The sequence below is a fragment of the Gillisia limnaea DSM 15749 genome, from assembly GCF_000243235.1.
Lineage (GTDB): Bacteria > Bacteroidota > Bacteroidia > Flavobacteriales > Flavobacteriaceae > Gillisia > Gillisia limnaea.
This window is the reverse complement of record NZ_JH594606.1, coordinates 2,947,478-2,974,039: the sequence shown is the minus strand read 5'-3', so window position 1 is coordinate 2,974,039 and position 26,562 is coordinate 2,947,478. Positions and strand designations below refer to the sequence as shown.

At 39.7% G+C, this 26,562-nt stretch carries 25 protein-coding genes; 14 read left to right on the top strand and 11 right to left on the bottom strand.

Features of this window, described 5'->3' with window-relative positions; all coding sequences use genetic code 11:
* Position 1: 1 nt before the first annotated feature.
* Positions 2-775, bottom strand: a complete 774-nt coding sequence (locus GILLI_RS15000; RefSeq protein WP_006989969.1) for a CDP-alcohol phosphatidyltransferase family protein — start codon at positions 773-775, stop codon at positions 2-4.
* A gap of 381 nt (positions 776-1,156) precedes the next feature.
* On the opposite strand from GILLI_RS15000, the gene asnB reads away from it, so the two are divergent.
* Positions 1,157-2,872, top strand: coding sequence for an asparagine synthase (glutamine-hydrolyzing) (gene asnB / locus GILLI_RS14995; RefSeq protein ID WP_006989968.1), 1,716 nt, complete (start codon positions 1,157-1,159; stop codon positions 2,870-2,872).
* A gap of 165 nt (positions 2,873-3,037) precedes the next feature.
* Here asnB and GILLI_RS14990 read toward each other — a convergent pair whose 3' ends face one another.
* The 3 genes from GILLI_RS14990 to GILLI_RS14980 form a co-directional block, all read right to left on the bottom strand.
* On the bottom strand, positions 3,038-3,901 hold the full coding sequence (locus GILLI_RS14990) for an ABC transporter permease (RefSeq protein ID WP_006989967.1): 864 nt from the start codon (positions 3,899-3,901) through the stop codon (positions 3,038-3,040).
* 168 nt (positions 3,902-4,069) lie between these two features.
* Positions 4,070-6,541 carry a polysaccharide biosynthesis tyrosine autokinase gene (locus tag GILLI_RS14985; protein ID WP_006989966.1) on the bottom strand — a complete coding sequence of 824 codons (2,472 nt, stop codon included), beginning with the start codon at positions 6,539-6,541 and terminating at the stop codon, positions 4,070-4,072.
* A 1-nt stretch (position 6,542) separates the two neighbouring features.
* Positions 6,543-7,334 carry a polysaccharide biosynthesis/export family protein gene (locus GILLI_RS14980; RefSeq protein ID WP_006989965.1) on the bottom strand — a complete coding sequence of 264 codons (792 nt, stop codon included), beginning with the start codon at positions 7,332-7,334 and terminating at the stop codon, positions 6,543-6,545.
* Positions 7,335-7,575: 241 nt separating this feature from the next.
* On the opposite strand from GILLI_RS14980, the gene GILLI_RS14975 reads away from it, so the two are divergent.
* The 8 genes from GILLI_RS14975 to GILLI_RS14940 all read left to right on the top strand — a co-directional run bounded on the left by GILLI_RS14975 (position 7,576) and on the right by GILLI_RS14940 (position 16,600).
* Positions 7,576-9,441, top strand: a complete 1,866-nt coding sequence (locus GILLI_RS14975; RefSeq protein WP_040507092.1) for an ABC-F family ATP-binding cassette domain-containing protein — start codon at positions 7,576-7,578, stop codon at positions 9,439-9,441.
* A 97-nt stretch (positions 9,442-9,538) separates the two neighbouring features.
* Positions 9,539-10,357 (top strand): O-methyltransferase, encoded by an 819-nt coding sequence (locus GILLI_RS14970; protein ID WP_006989963.1) that lies wholly within the window; start codon positions 9,539-9,541, stop codon positions 10,355-10,357.
* A 53-nt stretch (positions 10,358-10,410) separates the two neighbouring features.
* Positions 10,411-11,109: an ABC transporter ATP-binding protein gene (locus GILLI_RS14965; RefSeq protein WP_006989962.1), complete on the top strand. Its 699-nt coding sequence runs from the start codon at positions 10,411-10,413 to the stop codon at positions 11,107-11,109.
* A gap of 57 nt (positions 11,110-11,166) precedes the next feature.
* Positions 11,167-11,364, top strand: coding sequence for a hypothetical protein (locus GILLI_RS14960; RefSeq protein ID WP_006989961.1), 198 nt, complete (start codon positions 11,167-11,169; stop codon positions 11,362-11,364).
* 228 nt (positions 11,365-11,592) lie between these two features.
* Positions 11,593-12,168, top strand: coding sequence for a cob(I)yrinic acid a,c-diamide adenosyltransferase (locus tag GILLI_RS14955; protein WP_006989960.1), 576 nt, complete (start codon positions 11,593-11,595; stop codon positions 12,166-12,168).
* Positions 12,169-12,319: 151 nt separating this feature from the next.
* Positions 12,320-12,541, top strand: a complete 222-nt coding sequence (locus tag GILLI_RS14950; RefSeq protein ID WP_006989959.1) for a DUF2795 domain-containing protein — start codon at positions 12,320-12,322, stop codon at positions 12,539-12,541.
* Between the two features lie 85 nt (positions 12,542-12,626).
* Complete coding sequence (gene secA, locus GILLI_RS14945; protein ID WP_006989958.1) at positions 12,627-15,992, top strand: preprotein translocase subunit SecA; 3,366 nt, start codon at positions 12,627-12,629, stop codon at positions 15,990-15,992.
* Positions 15,993-16,117: 125 nt separating this feature from the next.
* On the top strand, positions 16,118-16,600 hold the full coding sequence (locus GILLI_RS14940) for a DUF4199 domain-containing protein (protein WP_006989957.1): 483 nt from the start codon (positions 16,118-16,120) through the stop codon (positions 16,598-16,600).
* A gap of 41 nt (positions 16,601-16,641) precedes the next feature.
* Here GILLI_RS14940 and GILLI_RS14935 read toward each other — a convergent pair whose 3' ends face one another.
* Genes GILLI_RS14935 through GILLI_RS14920 form a run of 4 tightly spaced genes read right to left on the bottom strand, consistent with a single transcriptional unit; the run spans position 16,642 to position 19,849 of the window.
* Complete coding sequence (locus GILLI_RS14935) at positions 16,642-17,334, bottom strand: peptidoglycan DD-metalloendopeptidase family protein (RefSeq protein WP_006989956.1); 693 nt, start codon at positions 17,332-17,334, stop codon at positions 16,642-16,644.
* A gap of 23 nt (positions 17,335-17,357) precedes the next feature.
* Positions 17,358-18,743, bottom strand: a complete 1,386-nt coding sequence (locus tag GILLI_RS14930; RefSeq protein WP_006989955.1) for a hypothetical protein — start codon at positions 18,741-18,743, stop codon at positions 17,358-17,360.
* On the bottom strand, positions 18,724-19,326 hold the full coding sequence (locus GILLI_RS14925) for a hypothetical protein (RefSeq protein WP_006989954.1): 603 nt from the start codon (positions 19,324-19,326) through the stop codon (positions 18,724-18,726). Before GILLI_RS14925 ends, GILLI_RS14930 begins: the two co-directional genes overlap by 20 nt.
* Entirely contained in the window at positions 19,310-19,849 is a 540-nt protein-coding gene (locus GILLI_RS14920; RefSeq protein WP_006989953.1) for an RNA polymerase sigma factor, read from the bottom strand. Before GILLI_RS14920 ends, GILLI_RS14925 begins: the two co-directional genes overlap by 17 nt.
* Positions 19,850-20,104: 255 nt before the next feature.
* Between GILLI_RS14920 and GILLI_RS14915 the strand changes: the two genes are divergently transcribed.
* A complete protein-coding gene (locus GILLI_RS14915) occupies positions 20,105-20,695 on the top strand; it encodes a DUF2911 domain-containing protein (protein ID WP_006989952.1) in 591 nt (196 codons plus the stop codon).
* Positions 20,696-20,712: 17 nt separating this feature from the next.
* On the opposite strand, the gene GILLI_RS14910 is transcribed toward GILLI_RS14915, so the two are convergent.
* On the bottom strand, positions 20,713-21,141 hold the full coding sequence (locus GILLI_RS14910; RefSeq protein WP_006989951.1) for an organic hydroperoxide resistance protein: 429 nt from the start codon (positions 21,139-21,141) through the stop codon (positions 20,713-20,715).
* A 105-nt stretch (positions 21,142-21,246) separates the two neighbouring features.
* On the opposite strand from GILLI_RS14910, the gene meaB reads away from it, so the two are divergent.
* The 4 genes from meaB to GILLI_RS14890 all read left to right on the top strand — a co-directional run bounded on the left by meaB (position 21,247) and on the right by GILLI_RS14890 (position 25,638).
* Positions 21,247-22,332, top strand: coding sequence for a methylmalonyl Co-A mutase-associated GTPase MeaB (gene meaB / locus GILLI_RS14905; protein WP_006989950.1), 1,086 nt, complete (start codon positions 21,247-21,249; stop codon positions 22,330-22,332).
* Positions 22,322-23,041, top strand: a complete 720-nt coding sequence (locus tag GILLI_RS14900; protein ID WP_006989949.1) for a glycosyltransferase family 2 protein — start codon at positions 22,322-22,324, stop codon at positions 23,039-23,041. Before meaB ends, GILLI_RS14900 begins: the two co-directional genes overlap by 11 nt.
* 355 nt (positions 23,042-23,396) lie before the next feature.
* A complete protein-coding gene (locus GILLI_RS14895) occupies positions 23,397-24,023 on the top strand; it encodes a lipid-A-disaccharide synthase N-terminal domain-containing protein (RefSeq protein WP_006989947.1) in 627 nt (208 codons plus the stop codon).
* Positions 24,010-25,638 (top strand): ArnT family glycosyltransferase, encoded by a 1,629-nt coding sequence (locus tag GILLI_RS14890; RefSeq protein ID WP_006989946.1) that lies wholly within the window; start codon positions 24,010-24,012, stop codon positions 25,636-25,638. Before GILLI_RS14895 ends, GILLI_RS14890 begins: the two co-directional genes overlap by 14 nt.
* Here the strand turns inward: GILLI_RS14890 and GILLI_RS14885 are convergent.
* Together GILLI_RS14885 and GILLI_RS14880 are read right to left on the bottom strand one after the other, a co-directional pair.
* A complete protein-coding gene (locus GILLI_RS14885) occupies positions 25,625-26,200 on the bottom strand; it encodes a phosphatase PAP2 family protein (protein ID WP_006989945.1) in 576 nt (191 codons plus the stop codon). The genes GILLI_RS14890 and GILLI_RS14885 overlap by 14 nt on opposite strands.
* 3 nt (positions 26,201-26,203) lie before the next feature.
* Positions 26,204-26,431, bottom strand: a complete 228-nt coding sequence (locus tag GILLI_RS14880; RefSeq protein WP_006989944.1) for a hypothetical protein — start codon at positions 26,429-26,431, stop codon at positions 26,204-26,206.
* Between the last annotated feature and the right edge of the window lie 131 nt (positions 26,432-26,562).

The window sequence follows — 26,562 nt, the reverse complement described above, 5'->3', positions numbered from 1 at the left end:
TCTAAGATTCGGAAGGTTCCAAATCCCCTTTCTTCCCCGGAAAAATAATGGACAGGATCACATAACTTATAATGATAAGTGGAATGGCTATGAACTGAAGTAAAATAAGCATCAGCAAACAGAAACCCAGAAAGAAATACCGGAGTTTATTCACCTTAAAAGACCAGTCTGAAAACTTCAAGGCAAAAAGAGGTATTTCGGCATTCAGCATATAACAACTAACCAACGTTAATCCAATAAGAAACCATTCATTTAAAATGAGTTCTACCGCCCAGGGGGTTGGCTGAAAGGCCATTATCAATGGCAGACTAAGGATAAGTAAGGCATTTGCGGGAGTTGGAAGACCTATAAAGGAATCGGTTTGGCGGTCGTCTATATTGAATTTTGCGAGGCGATATCCGGAAGCCGCGGCGATTAACAAACCAACTAAGGCCAGGGTGGGGAAATCCCACTCCCACCAGCTCCCTGAATCTGTCCAATTTGAAACAGGTTTTACTGTTCCCGGCAAAGCCCGAACCAATAACTGATACATCACGATGCCGGGAACCAGTCCGCTGGTGATCATATCGGCCAGGGAATCCAATTGTAATCCTATTTCGCTTTTTACATTCAACGCCCTGGCGGCAAGCCCGTCAAAAAAATCAAAGAATATTCCCAGTGCAACAAACAAAGCTGACATTATTAAATTTCCCTGTACTGCAAAAATAGTGGCTATTGCACCACAAAGAAGGTTAAGAATCGTTATAAAGTTTGGGACATGTCGCTTTAGGCTCATATAAATTGTTTTGGTAAAAATAGGAAAAATAATCCCATCCCACTGCCAGGGCTATAGTAAACAAGTGCAAAGGAGTCGGTAGATTTCTGCAAGTGAATTGCATTAAACTTTCACATATTAATCCACTGTTTTTCGCGAATTGCTGCTCCTTTTTTAAAAAAATAGGGATTTAAATCTTTAGAAACATTAGATGACAAAAGCTTCAAAAAAATTATTACAGAACTAAATTGTGCTTGATTTTTATTTAATTTTCGAATTAAATGAATGAAAGATAAACTGAGGCCCTTTACAGATTGGTTTATCCCAAAATCTCTATTACTTTTAGGGTTCGTGAGACGATGATTTTTTTAAATAAAATCAGCTTGTAAAAAACAACCTAACATGTGCGGAATAGCAGGAATAATTTCTTCAAATCCTTCAGAAGAAGATCTTCGTAAAATGCTTGAGAAGCAAGCCCACCGTGGCCCGGACAATACAGGATCCTTTCTGGATGCTGGTTTTGCCGCGATTGGCCATAACCGATTATCTATTATAGATCTTTCCGCAGATGCGAATGAACCATTTAGCGATAATTCCGGCCGGTATTATTTAACCTTTAACGGGGAGATTTATAACTATAAAGAATTAAAAGAAGAACTAAAAGATTTCTATGATTTCCGCACCTCATCAGACACGGAAGTACTGCTGGCTGCTTACATTCACTGGGGAAAGAACTGTTTGGAAAAGTTCCGGGGAATGTTTGCTTTCGGAATTTGGGACACTGAAAAAAAAGAGTTTTTTGCAGCCAGGGACCGCTTTGGCGTAAAACCCTTTTACTATACTTTTAAGGACGATTCATTTTACTTTAGCAGTGAGATCAAAGCCTTACAAATTATTCCGGGAACAGACCGGCCAAATGAGAAGGTTTGGGCGAATTACTTTACCTATGGCACCTACGGAATGCCGGAAGATACTTTTTATGAAAATATCAGTCAGCTTCCGGGCGGGCATTCCCTGCAATTCTCTTACAGGGAAATAACGATTGAAAAATGGTATGATTTTAAAGCTGAAGTGGCTAAGATCCCTTCCGGATATAGCTTTGAAGAAGCCAAAAAAAAATATTACAACCTTTTAAAGGAATCCATTTTATTGAGGTTCCGGGCTGATGTTCCTCTCGGATTTAATATTAGCGGTGGTGTTGACAGTTCGCTACTTTTGGCGCTGGTAAACCTTTTCGGGGATAAGAAAAATATAAAGGCTTATACTTTTTTTACAGGAGATGAACGCTATGACGAATTGCCCTGGGTAGAGAAAATGATCGCTACGACTGATAATCCGTTATCAAGAATAAAATTTAGTTCAGAGGATGTTGAAGAAAGTTCAAAATTTATGAGTAAAGCTCAGGATGAACCTCTTGGAGGAATCCCAACCCTGGCTTACTCCGGGATTTTTAAGCAAGCTCAAAAAGATGGAATAAAAGTCCTTCTCGATGGCCAGGGAATGGATGAACAGTGGGCCGGATACGATTATTATTTCAAAAATATGGATGCCGGTTCAACTATTCAGGGAACAGGTTCTGGAATCCCTTTCAGAAAAAATGCACTTGCATCTGATTTCGCAGCTCTGGCAGAAAAACCTTCCTATCCTCAACCTTTTGACAATAAACTTCAGAACATGCAGTACCGGGATCTTTTCTTCACCAAGATACCACGCGCGCTTCGTTTTAACGATAGGGTATCGATGACCTATGGAGTAGAATTACGCGAGCCTTTTCTCGACCATAAACTGGTGGAATTTGCCTTTGCCATGCCTGCGGAATTTAAAATCAAAAACGGAATTGGGAAATATATGTTGAGGGAGATTCTAAAGCCACTGGTACCTGAGGATGTTTCTTATGCCCCCAAACGCGCCCTCCAAACTCCACAGCGGGAATGGCTGGCAGATGAACTAACAGGTTTTACCGAAGAAAATTTAAATAAGCTAAAGCTTTCCCCCGTAGCAGCCTGGTTTGATTTTTCTGAAATTGAGAAAGAATGGAAAGCCTACAAAAACGGGGATAATGAATCCAGCTTTCATATTTGGCAATGGATCAATGCTGCGCTTATTTTTAGGGATTAGTTCATAGATTTAACCAGGTGCCAATTGACTATTGACCAGCAAAAAATCGATTGCCTTACAGCAAGCTCACAGGCTATGTAAAACGAAAAAATATTCAGAATTTCGATGAAAACCCGAACCAAACGAACGGGCGGGCATCGGGGAATCAAATCCTCACTGGTGGGATTAAACCGTATCTATAAAATTCTTCTCGGTCCTGTTAAAAACGATCAGGCCTATCAAAAATAAAAGAATTGCAGTAACCAGTGTATATGAAAATCCGAACCAGGTGAAAGTCCCAGTATCCAGGATCATATATCTGAAACCTTCAATTATATGAGTCAGCGGATTGTACTCCACGATCCAGGCATAATCCGGCATTTTATTTTTTACCTCTTTCAAAGGATAAGGAACTGCAGAAAAATACAGGAGCAGGGAAGTTGCAAAACCTACCAGCACCGTGAGATCACGGTATTTGGTGGTAAAAGCAGAAATGATCATTCCCAGCCCCAACCCTATCAGGGCCATCATAAGCACATATACCGGCAGAAGCAGCAAATTAAGATTCGGACCTATATCTACTCCGCTCCAAACCACGTATAAATAAGTAACCACCAATACCCCAAACTGTATCCCGAATTTGAACAAATTGGTAATCACATTGGAGAGCGGCATAATTACCCGGGGGAAATATACTTTGCCAAATAATCCAGCATTTGCCCTAAAAGTATCTGAAGTCCCTGTTAGACATTGGCTGAAATAATTCCAAGCCGTGATCCCTGCCAGGTTGAATAAAAAAGGAGGAACATCTCCCGTAGGGATATTTGCAATATTGTTAAATACAAGTGTAAAGGTTATCGCCGTGAACATAGGCTGGATAAAATACCACAGCGGCCCAAGAATGGTTTGTTTATAAACCGTAACTATATTCCGTTTCACAAACAGGATCAATAAATCCTTATACCGCCAAATCTCCCTGAAATTAAGGTCAATAAGCTTCCGCTTAGGGGTTATTTCATATAGCCAGTCGGAATTATTCGCTTCGTTCATTTTAGTAAAAAGGGACTAATAATTAGGGATTTATTTTTGGTATATACTTTAAGTAACCCTGGATAAGCTTTCATATTTCAGTAATTATTTCGAGAGAAAAGTGATATTGGAAGGAATTGAAACAGCCATTCATTTTTAACTACTCAAAAAGTTAGATTCAATCATAACCTATTCAAAATTCCTCATCGCTTTCCTCCACATAGCCTTCAGTTTATAAACCGGGCTCACATTATCATTATAACCTTTGGTGTAGCGGTTATATGCATAGCCATATCCGTAGCCGTAGCCGTAGCCATAACCATAGCCATAACCGTATTTTGCACGGTGGACAAAGTAGTTAAGCACAAAACTGATATTCTTTATCTCGCCTTTATCATATTTCTCGTTGATACTTTCCAGCATTCCACGTTTGGTGTAATCCTGACGGATTAGGTATAAGGTAGCATCGGCATATTTCACCAGGTTCATAGCGTCGGCTACGATCCCTATTGGCGGGGTATCCAGGATGATATAATCGTATTTTTGTTTCAATTCCTCCATCAGCACCTCCATGTGATCTGTCATTAGCAACTCGGAAGGATTCGGAGGAATAGGTCCTGCCGTGATCACATCCAGATGCGGGATCTTGCTCTTTTGGATGATCTCGTCTAAAGTATTATTTCCTATCAGGTAATTCACGACTCCAGCTTCATTTTTAAGTTCGAAATCATCAAATATCTTGGGCTTACGTAAATCCAGACCTACCAGAACGGTTTTGCGCTCGCTAAGCGCGAATACGGTTGCCAGGTTCATGGCACAAAAGGTTTTTCCCTCACCCGAAACCGAGGAGGTAATCAATACGGTTTTAGAGCCGGTAACTCCCTGTTTTTTATACATGAACTGCAAACTACTCCGCAGTCCCCGGAAACTCTCAGCGATCGCCGACTTTTGCTTGGTGAAAACCACCAGGTTGTTTTCAGATTTATTCTTCCCTATAAGTCCCAGAATTGGGATAGGCGATAACCTGGTGACTTCCTGGGCATTGTGAATATTGGTGTTTAAAAATACAAGCAGAAATACAAAAGTAAGCGGGATCACTCCTCCAACCATTAATGCCATTACGTAATTAAGTTGAGTATTGGGGCCAATTTGTCCGCCGCCGGTATCTTTGGCGTTGTCTATTACCATTACATCACTCACATTCGCTGCTTTTACCAGTCCTGCTTCACTGCGTTTCTCCAGGAACATGTTATAGGTTTTCTCGCTAATGCTATATTTACGCTGAATCTTTAGTAAATCCTGTTCCTCCTGCGGAAGTTTCCTGATTTCAATTTCAGCCTGCGCTATCTGGTTGTTAATATCTCCCAGTTCACGCCTTAACAATCCTGTGGAAGAAGTAATGTTTTCAAGCAATACCGATTTAACCGAATTGATTTGTCGGTCAATATCTGCAAAAACTGGAGAGTTTTCTTTTAAGGAGTATTGATATTTGTTGCGCTCTTCAGCTAAAGCCAGGATACGTCCAACTCCGCTAACGATACTTCCTTCTGCGATCCCTGCTACAGAAGGCGCTGGCACACTGTTGTAATCATTCCGGGTTTGCAGGTAGGATTCCAGGGTGCTGTAATACGCGAGTTGCCTTTTGATATCCTCCTTCCGTACATCCAGGGTGGAAAGTTTCCCTGAAATTTCGGAACTTTCCGCAGAGATATCAAGGATGGAATTTTTATTTCTGAAGATATTTAATTCGTCCTCCACCAATTGTAGTTCCCGGGATTTCACATTAAGACTGCTATCTATAAACCGAATAGTCTTGGTGGCAAACAGGTTTTTTCGCTCAAGCATGTTCTGACTTAATACAGCAACCGTTCCGTTTAAATAATCGACGATTTGAGCTTTGTTATCCCCGGTTAAGCTAAGTCTTAAGACCGATGAATTTTGAGATTCCGGATTGACCGAAATTCCCTTGTAACGTGCTGCAATCCCATCAAAATTTTGAAAGTTTATATAAAAAGGTTTTCCGGGCTGCAGTGCCTGGTTGGACCTATTCACCACTCCCCGGAAAAATGGAAGGCTAATTGGTTCCCCAACTTTAAAATCCCTACTAAAATCCATTGGCTCAAGACTCATACTTCCCCCCTCTTTGGTGCCGTAGTTGAAGGTGTTTATAGTGGCTGGAACCGAAGCTTTTAGATTAAATGTGCTTTCGTCTTTGAAAGTAATGGTGATGGGGAGGCCTATTGCCTGTGCACTTGCGGTATCTGCTTCCACGGTAAACGGTGTGAATCCATAGGCATTCACACGCTGGTACTCCCCGTCCTGCAAATAACTAATATAGTATTGCAGCCGCTCTACAACCTCTTCATTATGAGAGCGGGAACGCAAAATCGTAATCGCGGTATTCACCTTATCTGAAGTTCCTCCCCAGTTGAAGGTAAGGCTGGTATTGGAGGTGAAAAATGGATTTTGATCGTCCTTAATGGAAATGGAATTCCCCAGTTGGTAAACCGGCAGTTTACGCACGTTGTTATAATAGGCAACCGCCAGACTTATTCCTACAGAAACCAGGATAAGTTGCCAGTAACTAATGACTTTGAGCACAAAGCCCTTAAAGTCGAAAGTGGAACCTACATCGGATATGTGATCATCTTCATTTGCCATTTTAGCGGGTAAATATTAGAATGCTTGTGGTCAATAATGTTACAATAGAAACAATGGTTCTAAAAGATTCCAGACCCGTTGTACCAAGTCCTAGTGATTTTTGAGGTAATGGATTCACCAGGATAAGGTCATTGGGTTGAATATAATAATACGAACTTTTGGTCGCATCGATATTGGTTAAATCTATACTTTGGATCTCCTCCCGGGCCCCGGGATATTGCCGAATGATCTTAACATCGGTCATATCGCCAAATTCTGTAATTCCCCCGGCATTCGCTACCGCTTCCATGATACTAACCTGCTCCTTATAAATCACCTGGCTTCCGGAACCTATTTCTCCTAAAGTGGTATACCGTATCCCAGCCAATTTTACGGTTACAAAAATATTTGCTTCATCTTTAAAATATTGATCCAGCAATTCCTGCTCTACCTTTTCCCTAACCTCCTGAACGGTGAACCCCAGTACATTGATCTCTCCCAAAGTTGGAACACGGATATTTCCGTGGAGATCTACCGTAAATCCGTCATAATACATTCGTTCTTCACCGGTAGCATTTGCATTGGCGTCATTGATAGGATTAAACATTCCAACCAGTTCCTGATCCAACGCTTTTACACGAATGCTCAAAAGGTCGTTTACCTGGATGCGATATGGTTTTTGAAGTCGCTGAATGGTAATAACACTGTCCACAGCAGCTTCATTCGCCTGTAAATAGGTAATTTTTTTAGTAGGAATACAAGAGGTAAAACTTAGTATTACCAGTAAAATGCAAACTATGGATTTATATTTCATAAAGGGGGCTCACTATTAAGCTTACAAATCTAAGGCAACACAATTAAAACTTTCATGTTTCAAAGCCGGCGCTACTACAAGCAAAAACCGGGTTCCCGGTTTATTTACAGAGTTCCGGTGGCGCTTTATTCCGCCTTAAAAGTACTCTAAGTAAAACAAATATAAGTGTTGTATGCTAATAATAAAACTATTCTACTTTTATCCCGGAAAAATCTGTCTATTTTTGCAAAAAAATTATTCTGTGAATTACCTATCGGTTGAAAATGTTGCTAAATCTTTTGGAGAACTTAAGTTGTTCTCAAATATCTCCTTCGGAATAAATGAAGGTCAAAAAGTTGGTTTCGTCGCCAAGAACGGCACGGGAAAAACCACCTTGCTTCATATCCTTGCCGGTACTGAAGCCCCCGATGATGGCCGGGTGGTTTACCGGAAAGACATTACATCTGCCTTTCTTGCCCAGGAACCTGATTTGGATCCAAAACTCACCGTGGAAGAAACCATTTTTGCCGGAGATAACGAAACCCTGAAAGTGATTGCCCGGTATGAAAAAGCTCTTGAAAATCCAGATGATGCCGAGGCTTACCAAAGAGCCTTCGAGGAAATGGATATGCTCCAGGCCTGGGATTTTGAAACCCAGTATAAGCAGATTCTTTTTAAACTAAAACTGGAAGAACTTGATAAGTTAGTTGGAGAACTCTCCGGTGGACAAAAGAAACGTTTGGCCCTGGCCAATATGTTGCTGCACAAACCCGATTTTATTATCATGGATGAACCTACCAACCATCTGGATCTGGATATGATCGAATGGCTGGAGGAATATTTCAGAAAAGAAAATTTCACCATTTTCATGGTCACGCACGACAGGTACTTCCTGGAGCGTGTTTGTAATGAGATCGTGGAACTGGAAGACGGACAACTTTATACCTATAAAGGAAATTACTCCTACTACCTCGATAAAAAAGATGCCCGCATAGAGCTGGATCAAACCAATACAGATAAAGCCAAGCAACTTTTTAAAAAAGAACTGGACTGGATGCGCCGCCAGCCCAAAGCAAGGACAACCAAGTCTAAATCCAGGATCGATGATTTTCACGAGATCAAGGATCGGGCTTCTAAACGCCGGAATGACCACCAGGTACAACTGGAAATAAATATGGAGCGCCTTGGGAGCAAGATTGTGGAACTTCATAAAATCTCCAAGAGCTATGAAGACAAACAACTGCTGGATGGTTTTGAATACAACTTCCAAAAGGGAGAACGAATTGGGATTATAGGCAAGAACGGAACAGGAAAATCCACCTTTCTAAATATCTTAACCGGGAAGATAAAACCCGATTCCGGAAAGGTGATCATTGGGGATACCATCAAGTTTGGATATTATACTCAGGGAGGAATACAGGCAAAACCAGGGCAGAAGGTGATTGATGTCATCAAGGAATTTGGGGAGTACATTCCGCTTGCAAAAGGAAGACAAATTTCTGCAGGGCAACTGCTGGAACGATTCTTATTCGATCGCAAAAAACAATATGATTTTGTGGAGAAATTAAGCGGTGGTGAACGAAAGCGATTGTATTTGTGTACCGTGCTTATCCAGAATCCCAATTTCCTTATTCTTGATGAACCTACCAACGATCTTGATATAGTAACCCTAAACGTGCTGGAGAATTTCCTTTTAGACTTCCCTGGTTGCCTGGTAGTGGTCTCTCACGACCGGTATTTCATGGATAAGATCGTGGATCATCTCTTTGTTTTTAAAGGCAATACTGAAGTTCAGGATTTCCCCGGAAATTATTCCGATTACAGGGAATATGAAGCCAGTCAAACTGCTGAGGCCAACGCTTCTCAAAAAGCTGAAGTTCCCGTTGAGAAAACAAAAAAATCAACAAACGATTCCAACGGCTTGACTTACAATGAACAGAAGGAATTTGGAAAACTGGAGAAAGAGATCCTGAATCTGGAAAAGAGAAAGGAAAAACTTCAACAGAAATTCTTAGAAAACCTCAGCGGAAAACAGATTGATGAGGCTTCCCTGGAACTTCAAAAAGTGATGGATGAGATCGAGACAAAAACCGAACGCTGGTTTGAATTGGGAGCAAAAGTGCAGTAAGGCAACAAGAAAGTTAGGTAAAAGCCCGACAGAATGGATAAGTAAAGATGCAAATAATAAAAAGGTGCCTTAGCAGGGCGTTTCCTTTTAAAAAACGATGCACCAAATAATCGCCTATATAAAATTCCTCCTAAAATCCACCAATCAGCATGGAGTGCACTCCCCATTTGTATATAATTTGCTTACCAAATCCCTCTACAAAACAGAGAAAAGACCGGCTTTTAAAACAATTCGTGCTTATATAAAAGCAGTACGATTGGATAACAGGATTATTTCTATAAAGGACTTTGGAGCCGGAAGCAGGGTGTTTAATTCGAATGAGCGAAAAGTTTCCGATATCGCCAAAAATGCAGCAATCTCTTCAAAAAGGGCACTTTTACTAAACCGGCTCACATCATATTTGAACATTGAAACCGCTTTAGAACTGGGAACTTCGTTAGGGATCTCCTCTACCGCTATCACTGCCGGAAATCAGATAAAACTTACCACCCTGGAAGGCTGTCCCGAAACCTCCAATATTGCCCGGGAGTACTTTAAAAAGTTTGGATTAAATACCATTACTTTGAAAGTGGGAAATTTTGATGAGCTCCTTTCCGAAGAACATTGGAGGATAGAAATTAAAGATGTAACGCCGGCGTTGGAACACCAGAAAAAACAACATTCTTTGGATCTCATTTATTTTGATGGGAATCACCAAAAGGAGGCCACTTTAATCTATTTCAACCAGCTACTCCCGCTCGCTCACAACGATTCCGTTTTTATATTTGACGATATTCACTGGTCGAAGGGAATGGAAGAAGCCTGGGAAGAGATTAAAGCGCATCCCAGCGTACGGGTTAGTATAGATTCATTTTTTTGGGGACTGGTTTTCTTCAGGGAAGAACAGGAAAAAGAGCATTTTACACTAAGATTGTAACAAATGATATAAATCTACGTCATATAAACACTACAAAAAATCAGAATCAGGATATGAGCAAGGTTATTGAATTACGAACTATCACCAGGGATTTTCCTCTTGGGCATGAGATCATCAAAGTTTTAAAGGGAATTAATCTGGATATTGAACGTGGGGAATATGTTGCTTTTATGGGACCGTCGGGTTCAGGAAAATCTACGCTGATGAATTTACTGGGGTGCCTGGATACCCCAACTTCAGGAAGCTATATTCTGAATGGAAATGATGTGAGTAAAATGAGTGATGATGAACTGGCTGAAATTAGGAACAAAGAAATTGGTTTTGTATTTCAAACCTTTAACCTCCTGCCCCGCACCACCGCCCTGGAAAATGTGGCTTTACCAATGGTGTATGCCGGAGCATCCAAATCTGCCCGTACCGAACGCGCAAAAGAAGTATTGACAAACGTTGGCCTGGCAGACAGGATGGATCACAAACCCAATCAGCTTTCCGGAGGGCAGCGACAAAGGGTTGCAGTTGGCCGCGCCCTGGTTAACAAACCTTCCATCATTCTTGCCGATGAACCTACCGGAAACCTGGATTCTATTACCTCTTTGGAAATCATGCATTTATTCGATGAGATCCACGCAGCCGGAAACACCGTGATCCTGGTAACTCACGAGGAAGAAGTCGCTAGGCACGCACACCGGATCATTCGACTAAGGGATGGAGTTATTGAAAGCGACGAAAAAAAGGAAATCATAGTTCCATAATCACCCTTTCCTGCAATTTGGCAAACTTTTCTTATCTTAGATAAAATTCATCTCACAATGATAGATTTTGATCAGGAAACCTGGATCTATTTAGCCCTTATCGCCATAGCCGTTATTTATTTTATTTGGAACAGCAGTAGATTAAAACAAATTAGAAAAGACCGCAAAAATCAGAATTTCAGGAAACGCTACCTGGAGCGGAAGCGCACTAAAGATCCTCTCCAAAAGCGGGGAAAAAAGAAGAGTAACAATTGAAAAGACCTGGTTATTAAAATGACTGCCGCAGGTTCAATCAATGAAAAAATCTCTACCCCTTCACTAGGCATTAAAAGCAGCCCAAATTCCTTACCCGCTGTTAATCTTTTTTCAACCGAACATTGGTTTAGTTCCTACCCGGAAAAGCATAAGTTTTACGAACCTTCATATCTGCCGGCTATTTTCTATCTTTGAGCAAAAGAAGCAGAAAAGCAATAAAATATACAGATGAAAATATATACAAAAACCGGGGACAAAGGCACAACTTCACTTTTTAGCGGAACCCGCGTTCCCAAACATCATATCCGGATAGAGAGCTACGGAACCGTAGATGAACTCAACTCCCATATAGGATTGGTTAAAGACCAGGAAATACAACCGGAAACCCGTGAAATCCTGAATAGGATACAGGACCGTTTATTTACCATAGGATCTACTATGGCCACCGAACCCGAAAAAGCCACCTTAAAAAGTGGCAAAAAGCGCCTTAACATTCCTGAAATTTCCGAAGAGGATATTTTGCTATTAGAAAATGAAATGGATAAAATGAATGAAGTTTTACCTGAAATGACTCATTTCGTATTGCCTGGGGGTCATCCAGCAGTGTCATTCTGTCACATAGCACGCTGCGTCTGCCGTCGCGCAGAGCGTATGGCTACAGCGCTTTATGAAATAAGCCCTTTTAGCGAACTGGTATTAAAATATTTGAATCGTTTGAGCGATTACCTCTTTGTGCTGGCACGGAAATTGTCCAAAGACTTAAACGCAATTGAGGTGAAATGGATTCCCGAAAAAGGAATATAAAGACCTTTTTGCTGCCTCTGGATTGTCTTTAATTAATCTGATTTTAACAATTTAGATTATGTTCTTAAAATTATTGGTGAAATAATAGATTTTTTACTTGCCTATTAGCATAAAAAAATTATTTTTGCAAAAATTAAAACCTGATTAATCAATGTATTGGACTTTAGAACTTGCATCCTACCTTAGCGATGCCCCCTGGCCGGCAACAAAAGATGAATTGATTGACTATGCCATCCGGACAGGTGCTCCGTTGGAAGTAGTGGAAAACCTTCAGTCTATTGAAGATGAAGGTGATTCGTATGATTCAATTGAAGAAATTTGGCCCGATTATCCTACCGATGAAGACTATCTTTGGAACGAGGATGAATATTAAAAAAGCATAAAGCAAATATTAAAAGGTCTCAAATTTGAGGCCTTTTTTTTGCTTACATTTGAACTTTATAAAACACAAAAAAACTATGAGTTTTTTAGATTCTGTACTAAAAGTATTTGTTGGCGATAAATCCAAAAAAGACGTCAGTGAATTACAGCCCATCGTGGAGAAGATCAAAGCACTTGAAAAGGAATATGAAGCGCTTAGCCTTGACGAACTCCGTGAAAAAACAACTTTTTTTAAGAATAAGATCACCGAAGCTACACGGGAAATAAAAGAGAAAATTGAAAGCCTTACCAAAGAGGCCGATGCTTCTAATGACATCACCCGGAATGAGGATATCTATGCTGAAATTGATTCTTTGAAGGATAAGATGTACGGCATTTCTGAAGCGGTTCTAAATGAGATCCTGCCCGATGCTTTTGCAACGGTTAAAGAAACTGCGAAACGATTCTTTCATAACCCCCAGCTAAAGGTAACAGCAAGTGCTTTCGACCGGGAAATTTCAGCAGAGAAGGATTACGTTAACCTTGATGGAGATCACGCAATTTGGAATAATTCCTGGGATGCCGCCGGAAAACCCATCACCTGGGATATGATACATTACGATGTTCAGCTTATTGGTGGGGTGGCGATGCACCAGGGAAAGATCGCAGAGATGCAAACAGGGGAAGGTAAAACCCTTGTTGCAACATTACCAATGTATCTTAACGCACTAACCGGGAAAGGTGTACACCTTGTTACTGTGAACGATTACCTTGCAAAAAGGGATAGCGCCTGGATGGCACCCATTTTTCAATTTCACGGTCTTACGATAGATTGTATCGATTACCACAGACCAAACTCTGCTGCCCGAAGAAAAGCGTATAATGCAGATATCACCTATGGTACAAATAACGAATTTGGATTTGATTATTTGAGGGACAATATGTCCCATGCACCTGATGACCTTGTACAACGCCCACATAATTACGCTATCGTAGATGAGGTGGATTCGGTTTTGGTGGATGATGCACGTACTCCGTTGATTATTTCCGGACCAATTCCAAAAGGGGATATTCATGAATTTGAAGTTCTGAAACCGGCAATTGCAAATATTGTTGAAGTTCAGCGACAACATCTTACAAAAATTTTAGCCGAAGCCAAGAAACTTATCGCTGCCGGGAACACCAAGGAAGGTGGATTACAGTTGCTGAGAGTATTTAGAGGTTTACCAAAAAACAAAGCACTCATAAAGTTCTTGAGTGAAGAAGGAATAAAACAACTGCTTCAAAAAACTGAAAATCAGTATATGGCAGACAACAACCGTGAAATGCCTAAGGTTGATGAGGAGCTGTATTTTGTAATTGAAGAAAAGAACAATCAAATAGATCTTACAGATAAGGGAATTGAATTCCTTTCCGGAAAAGAAGATCCGGATTTCTTTGTGATGCCGGAAATTGGGATGGAAATTGCCAAAATTGAAAATAAAGGCCTTGAAAAAGAAAAAGAAGCCGAGGATAAAGAAGAGTTATTCCGTGAATACAGCATAAAAAGCGAACGTATACACACCATGAGACAACTCTTAAAAGCCTACACGCTGTTTGAAAAAGACACCGAATATGTTGTTATAGAGAACAAGGTAAAGATTGTAGATGAACAAACCGGACGTATTATGGAAGGGCGTCGTTACAGCGATGGATTGCATCAGGCTATCGAGGCGAAGGAAAATGTAAAGATCGAGGATGCCACTCAAACTTTTGCCACTGTTACCCTTCAGAATTATTTCAGAATGTACAGAAAACTTTCGGGGATGACGGGTACCGCAGTAACAGAAGCGGGTGAACTTTGGGAGATCTATAAACTGGATGTGGTAGAAATTCCTACCAACCGCCCTATCGCAAGACAGGACAAGGAAGACCTGGTTTATAAAACAAAACGAGAAAAATTCAATGCGGTAATCGATCAGGTTACAGAACTTTCAAATGCCGGAAGACCGGTTCTTATTGGTACTACCTCCGTGGAAATTTCAGAATTGCTGAGCAGGATGCTTAAGCTTCGGAATGTTCCTCATAACGTATTGAACGCAAAACTGCATAAAAAAGAAGCCGATATCGTTGCCCAGGCAGGACAATCGGGAATCGTTACCATCGCCACCAACATGGCAGGTAGGGGTACGGATATTAAATTAAGTAAAGAAGTTAAGGAAGCCGGCGGTCTGGCCATTGTAGGTACAGAAAGACACGATTCCAGACGTGTGGACAGGCAGTTACGTGGTAGGGCGGGTCGCCAGGGAGATCCGGGAAGTTCCCAATTCTTTGTCTCATTGGAAGACAACCTGATGCGTTTATTCGGATCGGAAAGGATTGCCAAACTCATGGACCGTATGGGTCTTGAAGAAGGGGAAGTGATCCAACATTCCATGATTTCCAAGTCTATTGAGCGGGCCCAGAAAAAAGTGGAGGAAAACAACTTTGGAGTTCGTAAGCGTTTGCTGGAATACGATGATGTGATGAACGCCCAAAGAGAGGTGATCTACAAGCGTCGTTACCATGCATTATTTGGCGACCGATTGAAAGTGGATATCGCCAATATGATCTATGACACTTCCGAAGTGATCACAGAAAACAATAAGGTTGGTACAGATTATAAGAATTTTGAATTTGAACTCATCCGATATTTTTCTATGAGTTCCCCTGTTTCCGAAGAGGAATTCGAGAAAATGAGTGTTCAGGCCATCGCCGGGAAAGTTTACAAGGCAGCTTATGAGCATTATCAGCAAAAAATGGAGCGTACTTCCAAACTTGCCTTTCCTATTATCAAGCAGGTTTATGAAGATCCATCCAATAACTTTGAAAGGATCGCAGTTCCTTTTACAGATGGAAACAAGAGCCTTCAGGTAGTTACAAATCTTGAAAAAGCTTATGAATCTGAAGGAAAGCAACTCACAAAAGATTTTGAGAAAAATATAACCCTTGCTATCATTGATGAGTCCTGGAAAACGCATTTGCGTAAGATGGATGAATTAAAACAAAGCGTACAGCTGGCCGTTCACGAGCAAAAAGATCCTTTATTGATCTATAAATTTGAAGCTTTTGAATTATTTAAAGTGATGCTGGATAAGGTAAACAAAGATGTGATTTCCTTTTTATTCAAAGGCGAAATCCCAGAAGGCAACACTTCCAATATCCAGGAAGCACGGCAGCCTAAACAAAGGGAAAAAGTAGAAACCAATAAAGAGGAGATCCAGAATTTGGATGAGCGGGCGGCACAAAGCCGTGCTGCAGGACAACGCCAGCAGCAACGGCCGCAGGTAACCGAAACCATAGTACGGGAACATGCCAAAATTGGTAGAAACGATAAGGTTACATTGAAAAATGTAATGACCGGGGAAAACAAATCCATGAAATACAAACAGGCTATTCCTCTTATTGAAAAAGGAGATTGGGTTTTAACAGGAACTCAGGAATAGTTTTAAAACATATTGATTTAATTAAGAGGCCGTCTAAAAACATTTTTTAGACGGCCTCTTACGCTTACTATACTCTTTTGAATGAAAATTTAACTTATTTTAGCTTCTGAAAAATAATAACATCAATGAAGAATTACCGAATCGAAATTAAATGGGCACTAATTTTTACGATCGTTGGATTATTATGGATGGTTTTTGAAAAAGCAATGGGATGGCATTCGGAGAACATAGCAAAACATCCACTTTACACCAATCTCTTCGGAATTTTGGCTATCCTGATCTATTTTCTGGCATTGAGGGATAAACGAAAAAATTTCTATGAAGGATTGATCACCTGGCGCCAGGGATTTGTTTCGGGAATACTGGTTACCGTTATCATAGCTTTGCTTACGCCGCTTTCACTTTATATCACACACCAAGTTATAAGTCCAGAATATTTTAGCAACATAATCGAGTATAGTACTGAAAACAATAGGATGAACCGCAATGATGCCGAAGCTTTATTCAATTTAACATCCTACATTATACAGGGAACTTCCTGGGCACTGGTAATGGGAGTAGTAACTTCAGCTATTGTAGCATGGATAATACGCACTAATAAGGAATAGAATCTCTCACTTTATTTTTCACTTTTTTCAAGAGAAAAATTCTAATGAATCTTCAATAATAAATTCGGATCGGGGCAATTTTTAAGGTAAAGATCAAGATCTTCTTTGGCTGCCACTCCGGGATAATCTCCACTCCATCCCTGTAAATCTTGAATTATTTGAAAATGAAGGTGCGGTGCATAATCTCCGTTCACTTTGGTAGATCCCAGTTCCGCTATTTTATCTCCTGCTTCCACAATTTGTCCAAAGCACAGATTTTTAATAGATTTCCGGGTTAAGTGCCCGTAAAGCGTATAAAAAGTCCGTTCCCCTATAATATGTTCTAAAATAATAGTAGGCCCGTAATTCCCCAGCCCCTCATTATCCTGAAAACTGTGAACTGTTCCATCCAGGGGTGCTAAAACAGCTGTTCCGGCTTCGCTCCAAAGATCTAAACCAATATGGATATTTCTAGGGGATGCTGTTTTATCATCGTTGAAAATAATGCTCCGCTCGTAAAAATTCCTTTTTTCATTATAACCGCCAAAGGCAACTTTTGCTTTCTTTTTGGATAAAAACTGCTCAATACCTTTTTTAATTTCACCAGAGGAAGGAATTTTAATGTTCTTTAATTCCTTGCTTACTTCAGACAAGTCGATATGCACATAATCCGCCTGCTTAAATTTCGTATCTAAAACAGGCGTGAAGTCTGTGAAACATTCTTTTATAAAATCGGAAAATCTGGTATTAGGCATAAGTTCTTTTTTTCAAAAATAACTTATTTTATTTCAATTTTACTAAAACTTGCGTTAATGGAAATACTTCTTTTTCCGTTAGTAGATTTATAAAAACCGTTCAACATTTGGTCGTCGTAAGATTTGGTTGCTTTCACCGTGGCAACCTTTGGATACTCTATACTGCTTTGAGTTCCTTTGTAGTTAAAATTTAGGGCGGCATCAGGGATTGAAAGCCTTAAATCGCTATTTTTAAGCGTAACATCAAGATTTTTAAAATCCGGATGAAGTTTCCCAATGTTTAGCTCGCCAAAAGTCCCGGATAAGATACCAATTTCTGTGATCTCCGCTATATTCACATCGCTGGAGTTAGAATTCAGCTTAATACTTTTAGCTTTCTTAATCACACAATCCTGAACATAACTGGTATTCAAAACCCCGTAATTCCATTGGGAAACAGTAATTGGTGAATACGATACTTTTACCTCCGTATTCTCGCCATCTATTATATCTGCTGAAAATTTACTGTGAGAAATATTGGCTTTCAGGTTGCTCGTACGTTGGCCTAGTTTAACCTCCCCATGCCGTATTTCCAAATTTAAATTGGCATTGGCAGGGACTTTTATCCTGAGCGTACGAACCGTATTTCTGGGATTCCTGGAATTTGGATTTTTTGGAGCAACAGAATTTTCCTTAAACTCCATTCCCCTTGCTATATTTTCTCCTAATTGCTCCATTTTCGAACCAAAATTCTCTGCCCAATGTTCCATTTGCTCTTCGAATTTCCCTTCGTTTAAGGCCATTTGGCTTTCTACATTTTTTTCCCAGACTGCAGCATTCTTCTCAAACTGCGCAGCCCATTTCTCCATGGACTTCTCAAAGTCCTTTCCGAAATTGGTTTCCACCTTTTTTTCCCATTTTTTCATATACTTTTCACCATCCTTTTGATATGCTTCATAATCGAAATGAAGATTTCCCATTTTAGCGGCAAAATCTGGAGGGAGTGGTGGATTTGCTGCAAGATTTTCCAGCATTGGAGCGACCATTTCGGTCATTATGGGAGCGATCAATTGTTGTAGATTCCCCATAAAATCGCCCATTCCGGCCATATCCATTTCCTCGCTCCAGGAAACTCCACCGCCCGAAGTAATACTCACTTCGCGAAGATCTCCGGAAGTTTCCAGATTCCAGGATTTCAGTTGCATTTTAGCTTCCTCTGGAGTAAGGTTTCCTGAATCCAGCAGTGCCTCTATTACAACCTGATCTTTATCCCAATGTTCTACAATAACCCTTGTATACCGTGAGTCGATATTTACCTTAACATCTTTATTGGTGTTATAGGTTTTTTCAAGTTTTTTGGATTGTGAAAATGTCGTTGCACACGCAAGGAGCAACAATATTATAGAGAAATTAAGCCTTAAGGTCTTCATAACTATTGGTTTTAGATTTTTTGATTTCGTTTAATTTGATTTTTAACCTGCGTAACAAGTCGAGTCTAAGTTGTAAGTTGGATACCATAGCTTCAATAGTTTGCTCATTAGGGCCGGTTTCATTCAACTCTGCATTAAGTCGTTGATATTCTTTATCGAGTTCTTCAAGCTCCAGCATAAAGGCATCTATAAGTGCTTTATTGTCATTATTGATTCCGAGATTGGCCAGCTCTAAATTTATGCCGGCCAGATAATAAGTCTCGATCTTCTTAAATTCCGGAGAAATATCACTTAACTGAAATCCATTTTCCTGAATTTCCTTCAGGGAATCTTTCTCTTTCAAAGTATTGACCAGAGGAATTTCATTTCCAGGATCTCCTGGAGTATTCCAGAAGAAAAGTCCCACTCCTAAAGCAACTATGAGTACCACAGCGATCTTCCGGTAAAAATAAAAGCTTCCTCTGGTTGCTTGAGGCAATTCTTTCTCCAGTTTTGACTCAAAGCGTTTTTGGTGACCCTTGTTCAATTTCTCGGTTGATTGGAAATCATCATTTTTGAATAGTTCCCTAATATCCTGTGCCATTTTTATTTTTTTTTAATTCGTCTTGTAATTTTCTTTTCCCCCGATGGATCAGGGTACGTGAAGCTACCTGAGTGATAGATAAGATCTCTGAGATCTCTTCATGATCATAACCTTCTATGAGATATAAAATCAAGGGATATTTATATCTTTCCGGTAATGAATCTATGCTTTGTTTCACTTCCTGAATGCTAATTCCGTCTTCGACCTGCCAATCCTCATCTTCCTCCACAGTACCTATTATATGCTCATTTAAAGCTACCAGCTCCATCTTTTTTGACTTCAGCTTATCTATGCATTTATTGATCACAATCCGCTTTAGCCAGGCTCCAAATGCCACATCTCCATTGTACTGATGCAGTTTTAGAAAAGTTTTTATAAAGGCTTCCTGCATCGCATCTTCAGCTTCAAAAGGATCTTTCAAAAATCTAAGGGCAACTATGAACATTCCTGCACTGTAGCGGTTATAGAGCTCCAATTGTGCTCTCCTGTCATTGGCCCGGCATTTTTCTATAATCAGATCCATGGAAAAACAAGGTTTTGGTTAGCTGGTTTATTAAAAGACGATAAAAATATCCTTCTGTTGCAAAAATTACTCAATTAATTTATATCAATTAAAAATCAAGAACCTCGGGGCAAGCCCGCCCGACCGGTACGGGCAGGCCTCCGGGAATTAAACCCTCAATGAAGGATTAAACGAAGATCAAATACGATATCTTAGATCCTGAAAGATTTGGCATACTTTTGGAATTTAAGTGATTGTTGAACAAAGATTTAGAAAATGAATAAAAGATATAAATTGATATTAAAGATTGCCGGGATTGTCCTAATAATAATTTTGGGCGCCTTATTTTTTAAGGAATATGCTGTTAAAGCGCATAGTCCGGAGGAAACGGTTGTCTATCAGGACGAATCCCTGGAACTTGAGATTTTTTATAACAGGCCATCCAAGAAAGAGCGGGAAATTTTTGGGGGATTGGTCCCCTATGGAGAAGTTTGGAGAACGGGTGCCAATGAGGCCACAACATTTTTAACCAATGAAGAACTTTTGGTTGATGGTTCTGTTTTAAAGCCTGGAAAATATACCTTGTGGACCATTCCTATGGAAGATTCATGGAAGTTAATCTTCAATTCCCAAATGTACCCCTGGGGAATCGATCTGGATGGCAAGGCATATCGGGATCCTCAATTTGACGTTTTAATCCTGGAGGCTCCAACCTTAAAACTTAAGGATACCCTGGAGCAGTTTAGTATCTATTTTGAAAAATATAACGAACTTGTTTTTCTCAATCTTGCCTGGGACACCACCAAAATTGAGGTACCTATAAAAACAACAAAAGAAGCACAGAGCGCGCTTCTTTTGTCAAATTAATCCTAATAACAGATTTGTTATTCCTCGTCCAACATAAGGTTAAGGGTAACATCCACATTATCTCTGGTAGCTCTGGAATAAGGGCAGATCTCATGCGCCTCATTTACCAGTTTTTCTCCGGTTTCAATATCAATGTTCGGGATATAGGTATCCAAAATAACCGATAATTGCAAATCATCTTCTTCTGTTTTTCCAATCCCAACAGTTGCGGTTACATTAAAATCTCCAAGATCTACTTTGTGTTTTTTAGCAACCACCTGTAAAGCACTACCGTAACAGGCAGAATATCCGGCTGCAAAAAGTTGTTCGGGATTGGTGTGTTTCTCTCCTTTTCCACCCAAACCTTTAGGCATACTTAGTTTCATATCAAGAACGCCATCATCACTTTTCAGGTGACCTTCCCGGCCTCCTGTTGTGGTAACCTTAGCTTTGTACAATGTCTTCATCTTATTTATTTTTGTTTAACTTTATATAGTTTTCGAAATATACTATCTTAACAAGAGGCTATCAACACAACTATTCATAAATTTGTCCTAAATAAAGTATCACTTTTGACCAAATCCTCCAGTAAATCTGCCCTGCATCAATCAAAAAGCACTCCTGCTTTGCCTCATGTAAACGCAGATTCTATTCAGAAGATCAAAGCTTCCCGAAAAAGGCAATTTTCAGATGAAGAGCTTAAAGATTTGTTGATTTCCGGAAATAAAACCGCGCTTGGAAGAGGTATCACGCTTGTGGAAAGCAATCAGTCCTCACATCAGCAAAGAGCAGAAAAACTCATAGAATCCTGCCTTCCATATGCCCATAAATCTATTAGAATTGGTATTACCGGAGTTCCGGGGGTTGGAAAGAGCACTTTCATTGAAGCCTTTGGTAGCTTGCTGGTGAAATTGGGAAAGAAAGTGGCAGTTTTGGCCGTAGACCCAAGCAGCTCTGTTTCTCATGGAAGTATTATGGGAGATAAGACCCGTATGGAAAACCTGGTTACCGAGGAAAATGCATTCATCAGGCCCTCCCCATCCGGAGATTCATTGGGAGGGGTTGCAAGAAAAACCCGGGAAAGCATAATTCTATGTGAAGCAGCAGGTTTTGATGTAATTTTGATAGAAACCGTTGGGGTTGGACAGAGCGAAACAACCGTACATAGTATGACCGATTTTTTCCTTCTTCTGAAATTAGCCGGGGCCGGAGATGAATTGCAGGGAATAAAGCGTGGAATTATTGAAATGGCCGATGCCATCGTGATTAACAAAGCCGATGGTGATAACCTGAAAGCTGCCCGGGAGGCACGCCTCGAATTTAACAGGGCACTGCATTTATATCCGCCTAAGGCAAGCACCTGGCAACCCAAAGTTTCCCTTTGCAGTGCTTTAGACAATACCGGTATAAGCGAGGTTTGGGAGATGATCAATGAATATAAAAAGCTCACTAAAAAGAACGAATTCTTTGAAAAGAACAGGCACGAACAAAATAAATTCTGGCTGTTACAAACGATCAACGAACATTTAAAGCAGCGATTTTATCAGGATCCACAAATTAAAAAGGCTCTAAAAGACCAATTAACTGCGATTGAAAATAATGAAACTACCCCCTTTGCAGCAGCCAAACTTTTACTAAACTTGCATAATGAATTATGATTTTACCATAATTGTCCCGGTATACAATGAACTGGGCAATTTGAATAGATTAGAGCAACTTTTGAACGCTTATTTTCAAAAGGCATCCCGCCAAACATGTGCTATTCTAATCGATGATGGATCTTCTGATGGAAGCACAGCGCTAATCCGGGAAATTTCCAACCGAAATGAACATATTTATTCAATTATATTTTCTGAAAACTCCGGAAAAGGCGCTGCCCTCAAAGCAGGTTTTGAAGCGGTAAAATCTCCACTTGTAGGATATATGGATGCCGACTTACAGACCCATCCTGAAGATTTTGAAAAATTATTCCCGTTCACCAAAGAATATCAACTCGTAACCGGCTGGCGAAAAGACCGGAAAGATACCGGCATCAAAAAGATTTCTTCCTTAATAGGAAATGGGATACGCGGACTTTTAATCCAGGATCAAATTCACGATTCCGGGTGCCCGTTAAAGGTGATAGACAGTCATTACGCCAAACAAATTCCAATGTTTTCAGGACTTCAGCGATTTATTCCCGCCATGATACTTTTACAGCAAGGAAAGATAAAGGAAGTACCCATCCCCCACTATCCACGGCTGGAAGGCGTTTCCAAATACTCATTTAAAAACAGGTTCCTGGGTCCCCTTATAGATTGCTTTGGATATATTTGGATGAAAAAGACCTATATACGCTATAATATTAAAGAAAAAAAACTCTATTAACCTTACTACAATCATTTACCTGAAGTAAGCGCTCAAAATATGCGAAAGAAGAATATCCTGAGATCCGGTAAATGCCGTTCCGGCAGTAAGCTATAAGTTTGGATCATTTTGAAAATATTTCCTTAATCTATAATGATATATGCTACAGACATTTATCTATAATTACATTTACAAAGATTATCATAATGTTCTATGAACTACGAATTCACGAAAAATATCCCGCTTTACATGAAATATAAGGATTTAAGTACCTCTTTAAAATCCGGCACTCATAATTCAAAAGATCTGTTAGAAAATTATTTTCCACTTTTATGGATGTTTATAAGTAATTTTAACTACAAAGTGATAAAAAAAGATGAGTAGCTGGCAAATTTATAGCATAGGATTTGCAGCACAACTATTGTTTTCCAGCAGACTGATTATACAATGGTTTATTTCTGAAAAACACAAGAAAGTATTAACCCCTTCCATGTTTTGGAAACTTAGCCTAATCGCTTCGTTCCTTCTTTTTGTTTATGGCTATTTAAGAGATGATTTTTCTATAATGCTTGGTCAGGCACTTACCTACTTTATCTATATTCGCAATCTACAATTACAGGGAGAATGGAAAAGGTTCCCTAAATTTTTTCAAATATTTTTATTTCTATTCCCTGTACTGATCGTTATTTATTCATACAATAATAGCACCTACGACCTACAAAAACTTTTTTTCAATGAAGCAATTCCATTTTGGTTATTAACCCTGGGGGTAGCAGCGCAAATAATTTTTAATTTTCGCTTTATTTATCAATGGATCTATTCAGAAAAAATTAAAGAATCTGTACTTCCAATGGGTTTTTGGGTTTTAAGCATAACCGGATCCTTGCTTATTCTGCTATATGCGATTTTTCGAAGAGATCCGGTTTTATTTATAGGTCATATTATGGGAAGTTTTATCTATATCAGAAATATTATTATAATCCGAAAATATGCCAAAATATAATTCCAGGAACTTACCGTATTTACCCTTGCTAATCCTATTTGGGTTATTGCTTTTTTTAGTAAATCTCGATGCCTTGTTTGTAAATATCATGGAGGCCCGCAATTTTATTGCTGCTCGGGAAATGCTTACACATGGAAACTGGATCTTCACCACGATGAATGAGCTCCCACGGTATGAAAAACCACCGCTTCCCACCTGGCTGACCGCGATTTCGGCCGGGTTGTTAGGGTTGGAAAATCTGTTTGCTTATAGGTTGCCAGCCGCTTTAACTTCAATATTTCTGGTAGTGATTTTTTATAAACTTCAGCTTCGGCTCAATATTAAAAAATCATTTGCCTTTGGATCGAGTTTGATATTGATGACTTCCTTTTATATTTTATTTTCCGGAAGAGACGGGCAATGGGATATTTTTACCCACAGCTTTATGGTGGCTTGTTGCTACTTTTTTGTACTGATGCTAACTTCAGAAAAAAATAACATCCTGCATGCCTTGGTTGCCGGCCTTTTCTTTGGAGCCTCTCTTATGAGCAAAGGGCCGGTTTCGCTCTATGCCTTATTTCTTCCTTTTCTTATAAGCTATGGGGTGATTTACAAATTTAAACAACCTGGGGGAAAATGGAAATTATACCTGATCTTTATTCTTACCGGCCTTATTTCAGGCTCATGGTGGACGGTTTATGTGCATTATTATGACCCTGCGGCATTTACCGAAATCGCAGCCCAGGAAAGCTCCCGCTGGTTTAATTATAACGTCCGGCCAATATGGTATTACTGGAGTTTTTTCACCCAAAGCGGCATCTGGACAATACCGGCATTGCTGGGTTTATTTTACTGGTATTTGAAAGGAAAAGTCTCCAATTTAAAAGCCTATAAATTTTATCTTTTATGGACCCTCATCTCTGTAATTCTGCTATCCATAATCCCTGAAAAGAAAAGCCGTTATTTATTGCCGGTATTAATTCCGCTGGCCGTTACCACCGCTTTTTATGTGGAGGTTGTCATAAAGAATTTTAAGCTGAATTTTAGTAAATTAGAACGCTTTCCTGTGTATCTAAACTTCATACTACTTGCTCTTATAGCTTTTGCTGCTCCGGCAATTCTTTACTATACATTGGGAGAGGTAATTCTGGAAAAAAGCGTCGTTTTTGCTAGTTTTAGCCTCGGTATGATCGCTCTTGGCGCATTGTTTATCTACGGAATGATAAAATCCAAAATAAGGCTGCTATTCTGTTTGCAGGCAACGATGATACTTCTTATTATCCTCCTTGGATTTCCCTTTACAAGATTGATAGATCCAGCCAGAAATACCCCTAATATCTCCAATCTAAAGGATATACAGGCTAAAGAAAATGTGAAATTATATGATGCCACAGGGATGCTTCCAGAGTTGATTTGGGAATATGGCAAACCTATCCCTATTATAGACAGCCCGGAAGACATAAGCATGGCGGGAGAAAAATTCGGGGTATTGATAGCTAATGACGATAAAGACCGGAAAGAAGCATTTAAAAATTACAAATTGGAGTTCCGGGGGACCCTGGATCTCAATCCAACTATTTCTAAAGGGAGCAATTCAAGATTGATGAGGGATTTTTATATCGCTAGGAAAAAGTAACTTTAAATCTTCGTATTAAATAGACCTGTAACAGGTATAAAAGATATCCTAAGGAAGCACCTATTAACATCCCGGTAATCACATCGAGTGGGTAGTGAACCCCAACATAGATGCGGCTGTAACTAACCACCAGCGCCCAAAAAAGCATCACATAGATCAATTTAGGATAGGCTTTCTTCAAGATGAGCCCTACAAAGATCGCTAATGCAAAAGTACTGGAGGCATGAGCAGAGAAATATCCAAACCGCCCGCAGCGTACCGCAATATATCTTGCATATTCCATGACGCCTTCCTGCCTGCAAGGTCTTGGACGCTCGAATGCGTGTTTAAAGACATTAGCAAGTTGATCTGTACAGGTTATTAATAAAGCGACCATAACCATTGAAATTATGGTTCCTTTCACCCCATACCTTTTAAAAATAAGATACAATAACAGCGCATAAAGGGGAATTGCCGTCCATTTATCCGTGATCAATAACCAAAACCAATCCCAGGAAGGATTTCCTAGATTATTTAAATACAGGAATAACTTCGTATCTAACTCGAGAATTCTTTCAATCATACATTACTCGTCATAACGGGAAACTTCCCTGTCATAGAATTCACTGGCTTCAGTAATCAAATCTTCTGCAAGAGTTGCCAATTCTTTTTCATCACTTTGATCAAAATCTTCCAGCCATTCTACATCATCGTTTTCAAGATTGATTATAAACCGGGGATATTCTGTATGTATTACAAAAATAGCATCGGGATAATCGGTGTTATCACCTAAAAGGAATTTTGGGAAATCCATAGTTTCTTACTGTTTATTTATTAAATATGATATTATTTTTCTTTAGTATACTCGTGACTGATATTTTTTTAATTCCTGATTATCAACTATTACTTTTGGATCAAAATTAAAAAATATCAATGCCGTTGGAG

Coding starts and splice junctions, on each gene's coding strand:
- GILLI_RS14935 (WP_006989956.1), bottom strand. CDS start 17,334: ATGCCTAATACCAGATTTTCCGATTTTATAAAAGAATGTTTCACAGAC.
- GILLI_RS14985 (WP_006989966.1), bottom strand. CDS start 6,541: ATGGCAAATGAAGATGATCACATATCCGATGTAGGTTCCACTTTCGAC.
- GILLI_RS14965 (WP_006989962.1), top strand. CDS start 10,411: ATGAGCAAGGTTATTGAATTACGAACTATCACCAGGGATTTTCCTCTT.
- GILLI_RS15000 (WP_006989969.1), bottom strand. CDS start 775: ATGAGCCTAAAGCGACATGTCCCAAACTTTATAACGATTCTTAACCTT.
- GILLI_RS14900 (WP_006989949.1), top strand. CDS start 22,322: ATGAATTATGATTTTACCATAATTGTCCCGGTATACAATGAACTGGGC.
- GILLI_RS14950 (WP_006989959.1), top strand. CDS start 12,320: ATGTATTGGACTTTAGAACTTGCATCCTACCTTAGCGATGCCCCCTGG.
- GILLI_RS14890 (WP_006989946.1), top strand. CDS start 24,010: ATGCCAAAATATAATTCCAGGAACTTACCGTATTTACCCTTGCTAATC.
- GILLI_RS14990 (WP_006989967.1), bottom strand. CDS start 3,901: ATGAACGAAGCGAATAATTCCGACTGGCTATATGAAATAACCCCTAAG.
- secA (WP_006989958.1), top strand. CDS start 12,627: ATGAGTTTTTTAGATTCTGTACTAAAAGTATTTGTTGGCGATAAATCC.
- GILLI_RS14955 (WP_006989960.1), top strand. CDS start 11,593: ATGAAAATATATACAAAAACCGGGGACAAAGGCACAACTTCACTTTTT.
- GILLI_RS14915 (WP_006989952.1), top strand. CDS start 20,105: ATGAATAAAAGATATAAATTGATATTAAAGATTGCCGGGATTGTCCTA.
- asnB (WP_006989968.1), top strand. CDS start 1,157: ATGTGCGGAATAGCAGGAATAATTTCTTCAAATCCTTCAGAAGAAGAT.
- GILLI_RS14910 (WP_006989951.1), bottom strand. CDS start 21,141: ATGAAGACATTGTACAAAGCTAAGGTTACCACAACAGGAGGCCGGGAA.
- GILLI_RS14970 (WP_006989963.1), top strand. CDS start 9,539: ATGCACCAAATAATCGCCTATATAAAATTCCTCCTAAAATCCACCAAT.
- GILLI_RS14940 (WP_006989957.1), top strand. CDS start 16,118: ATGAAGAATTACCGAATCGAAATTAAATGGGCACTAATTTTTACGATC.
- GILLI_RS14920 (WP_006989953.1), bottom strand. CDS start 19,849: ATGGATCTGATTATAGAAAAATGCCGGGCCAATGACAGGAGAGCACAA.
- GILLI_RS14925 (WP_006989954.1), bottom strand. CDS start 19,326: ATGGCACAGGATATTAGGGAACTATTCAAAAATGATGATTTCCAATCA.
- GILLI_RS14895 (WP_006989947.1), top strand. CDS start 23,397: ATGAGTAGCTGGCAAATTTATAGCATAGGATTTGCAGCACAACTATTG.
- GILLI_RS14960 (WP_006989961.1), top strand. CDS start 11,167: ATGATAGATTTTGATCAGGAAACCTGGATCTATTTAGCCCTTATCGCC.
- GILLI_RS14880 (WP_006989944.1), bottom strand. CDS start 26,431: ATGGATTTCCCAAAATTCCTTTTAGGTGATAACACCGATTATCCCGAT.
- GILLI_RS14980 (WP_006989965.1), bottom strand. CDS start 7,334: ATGAAATATAAATCCATAGTTTGCATTTTACTGGTAATACTAAGTTTT.
- GILLI_RS14930 (WP_006989955.1), bottom strand. CDS start 18,743: ATGAAGACCTTAAGGCTTAATTTCTCTATAATATTGTTGCTCCTTGCG.
- GILLI_RS14885 (WP_006989945.1), bottom strand. CDS start 26,200: ATGATTGAAAGAATTCTCGAGTTAGATACGAAGTTATTCCTGTATTTA.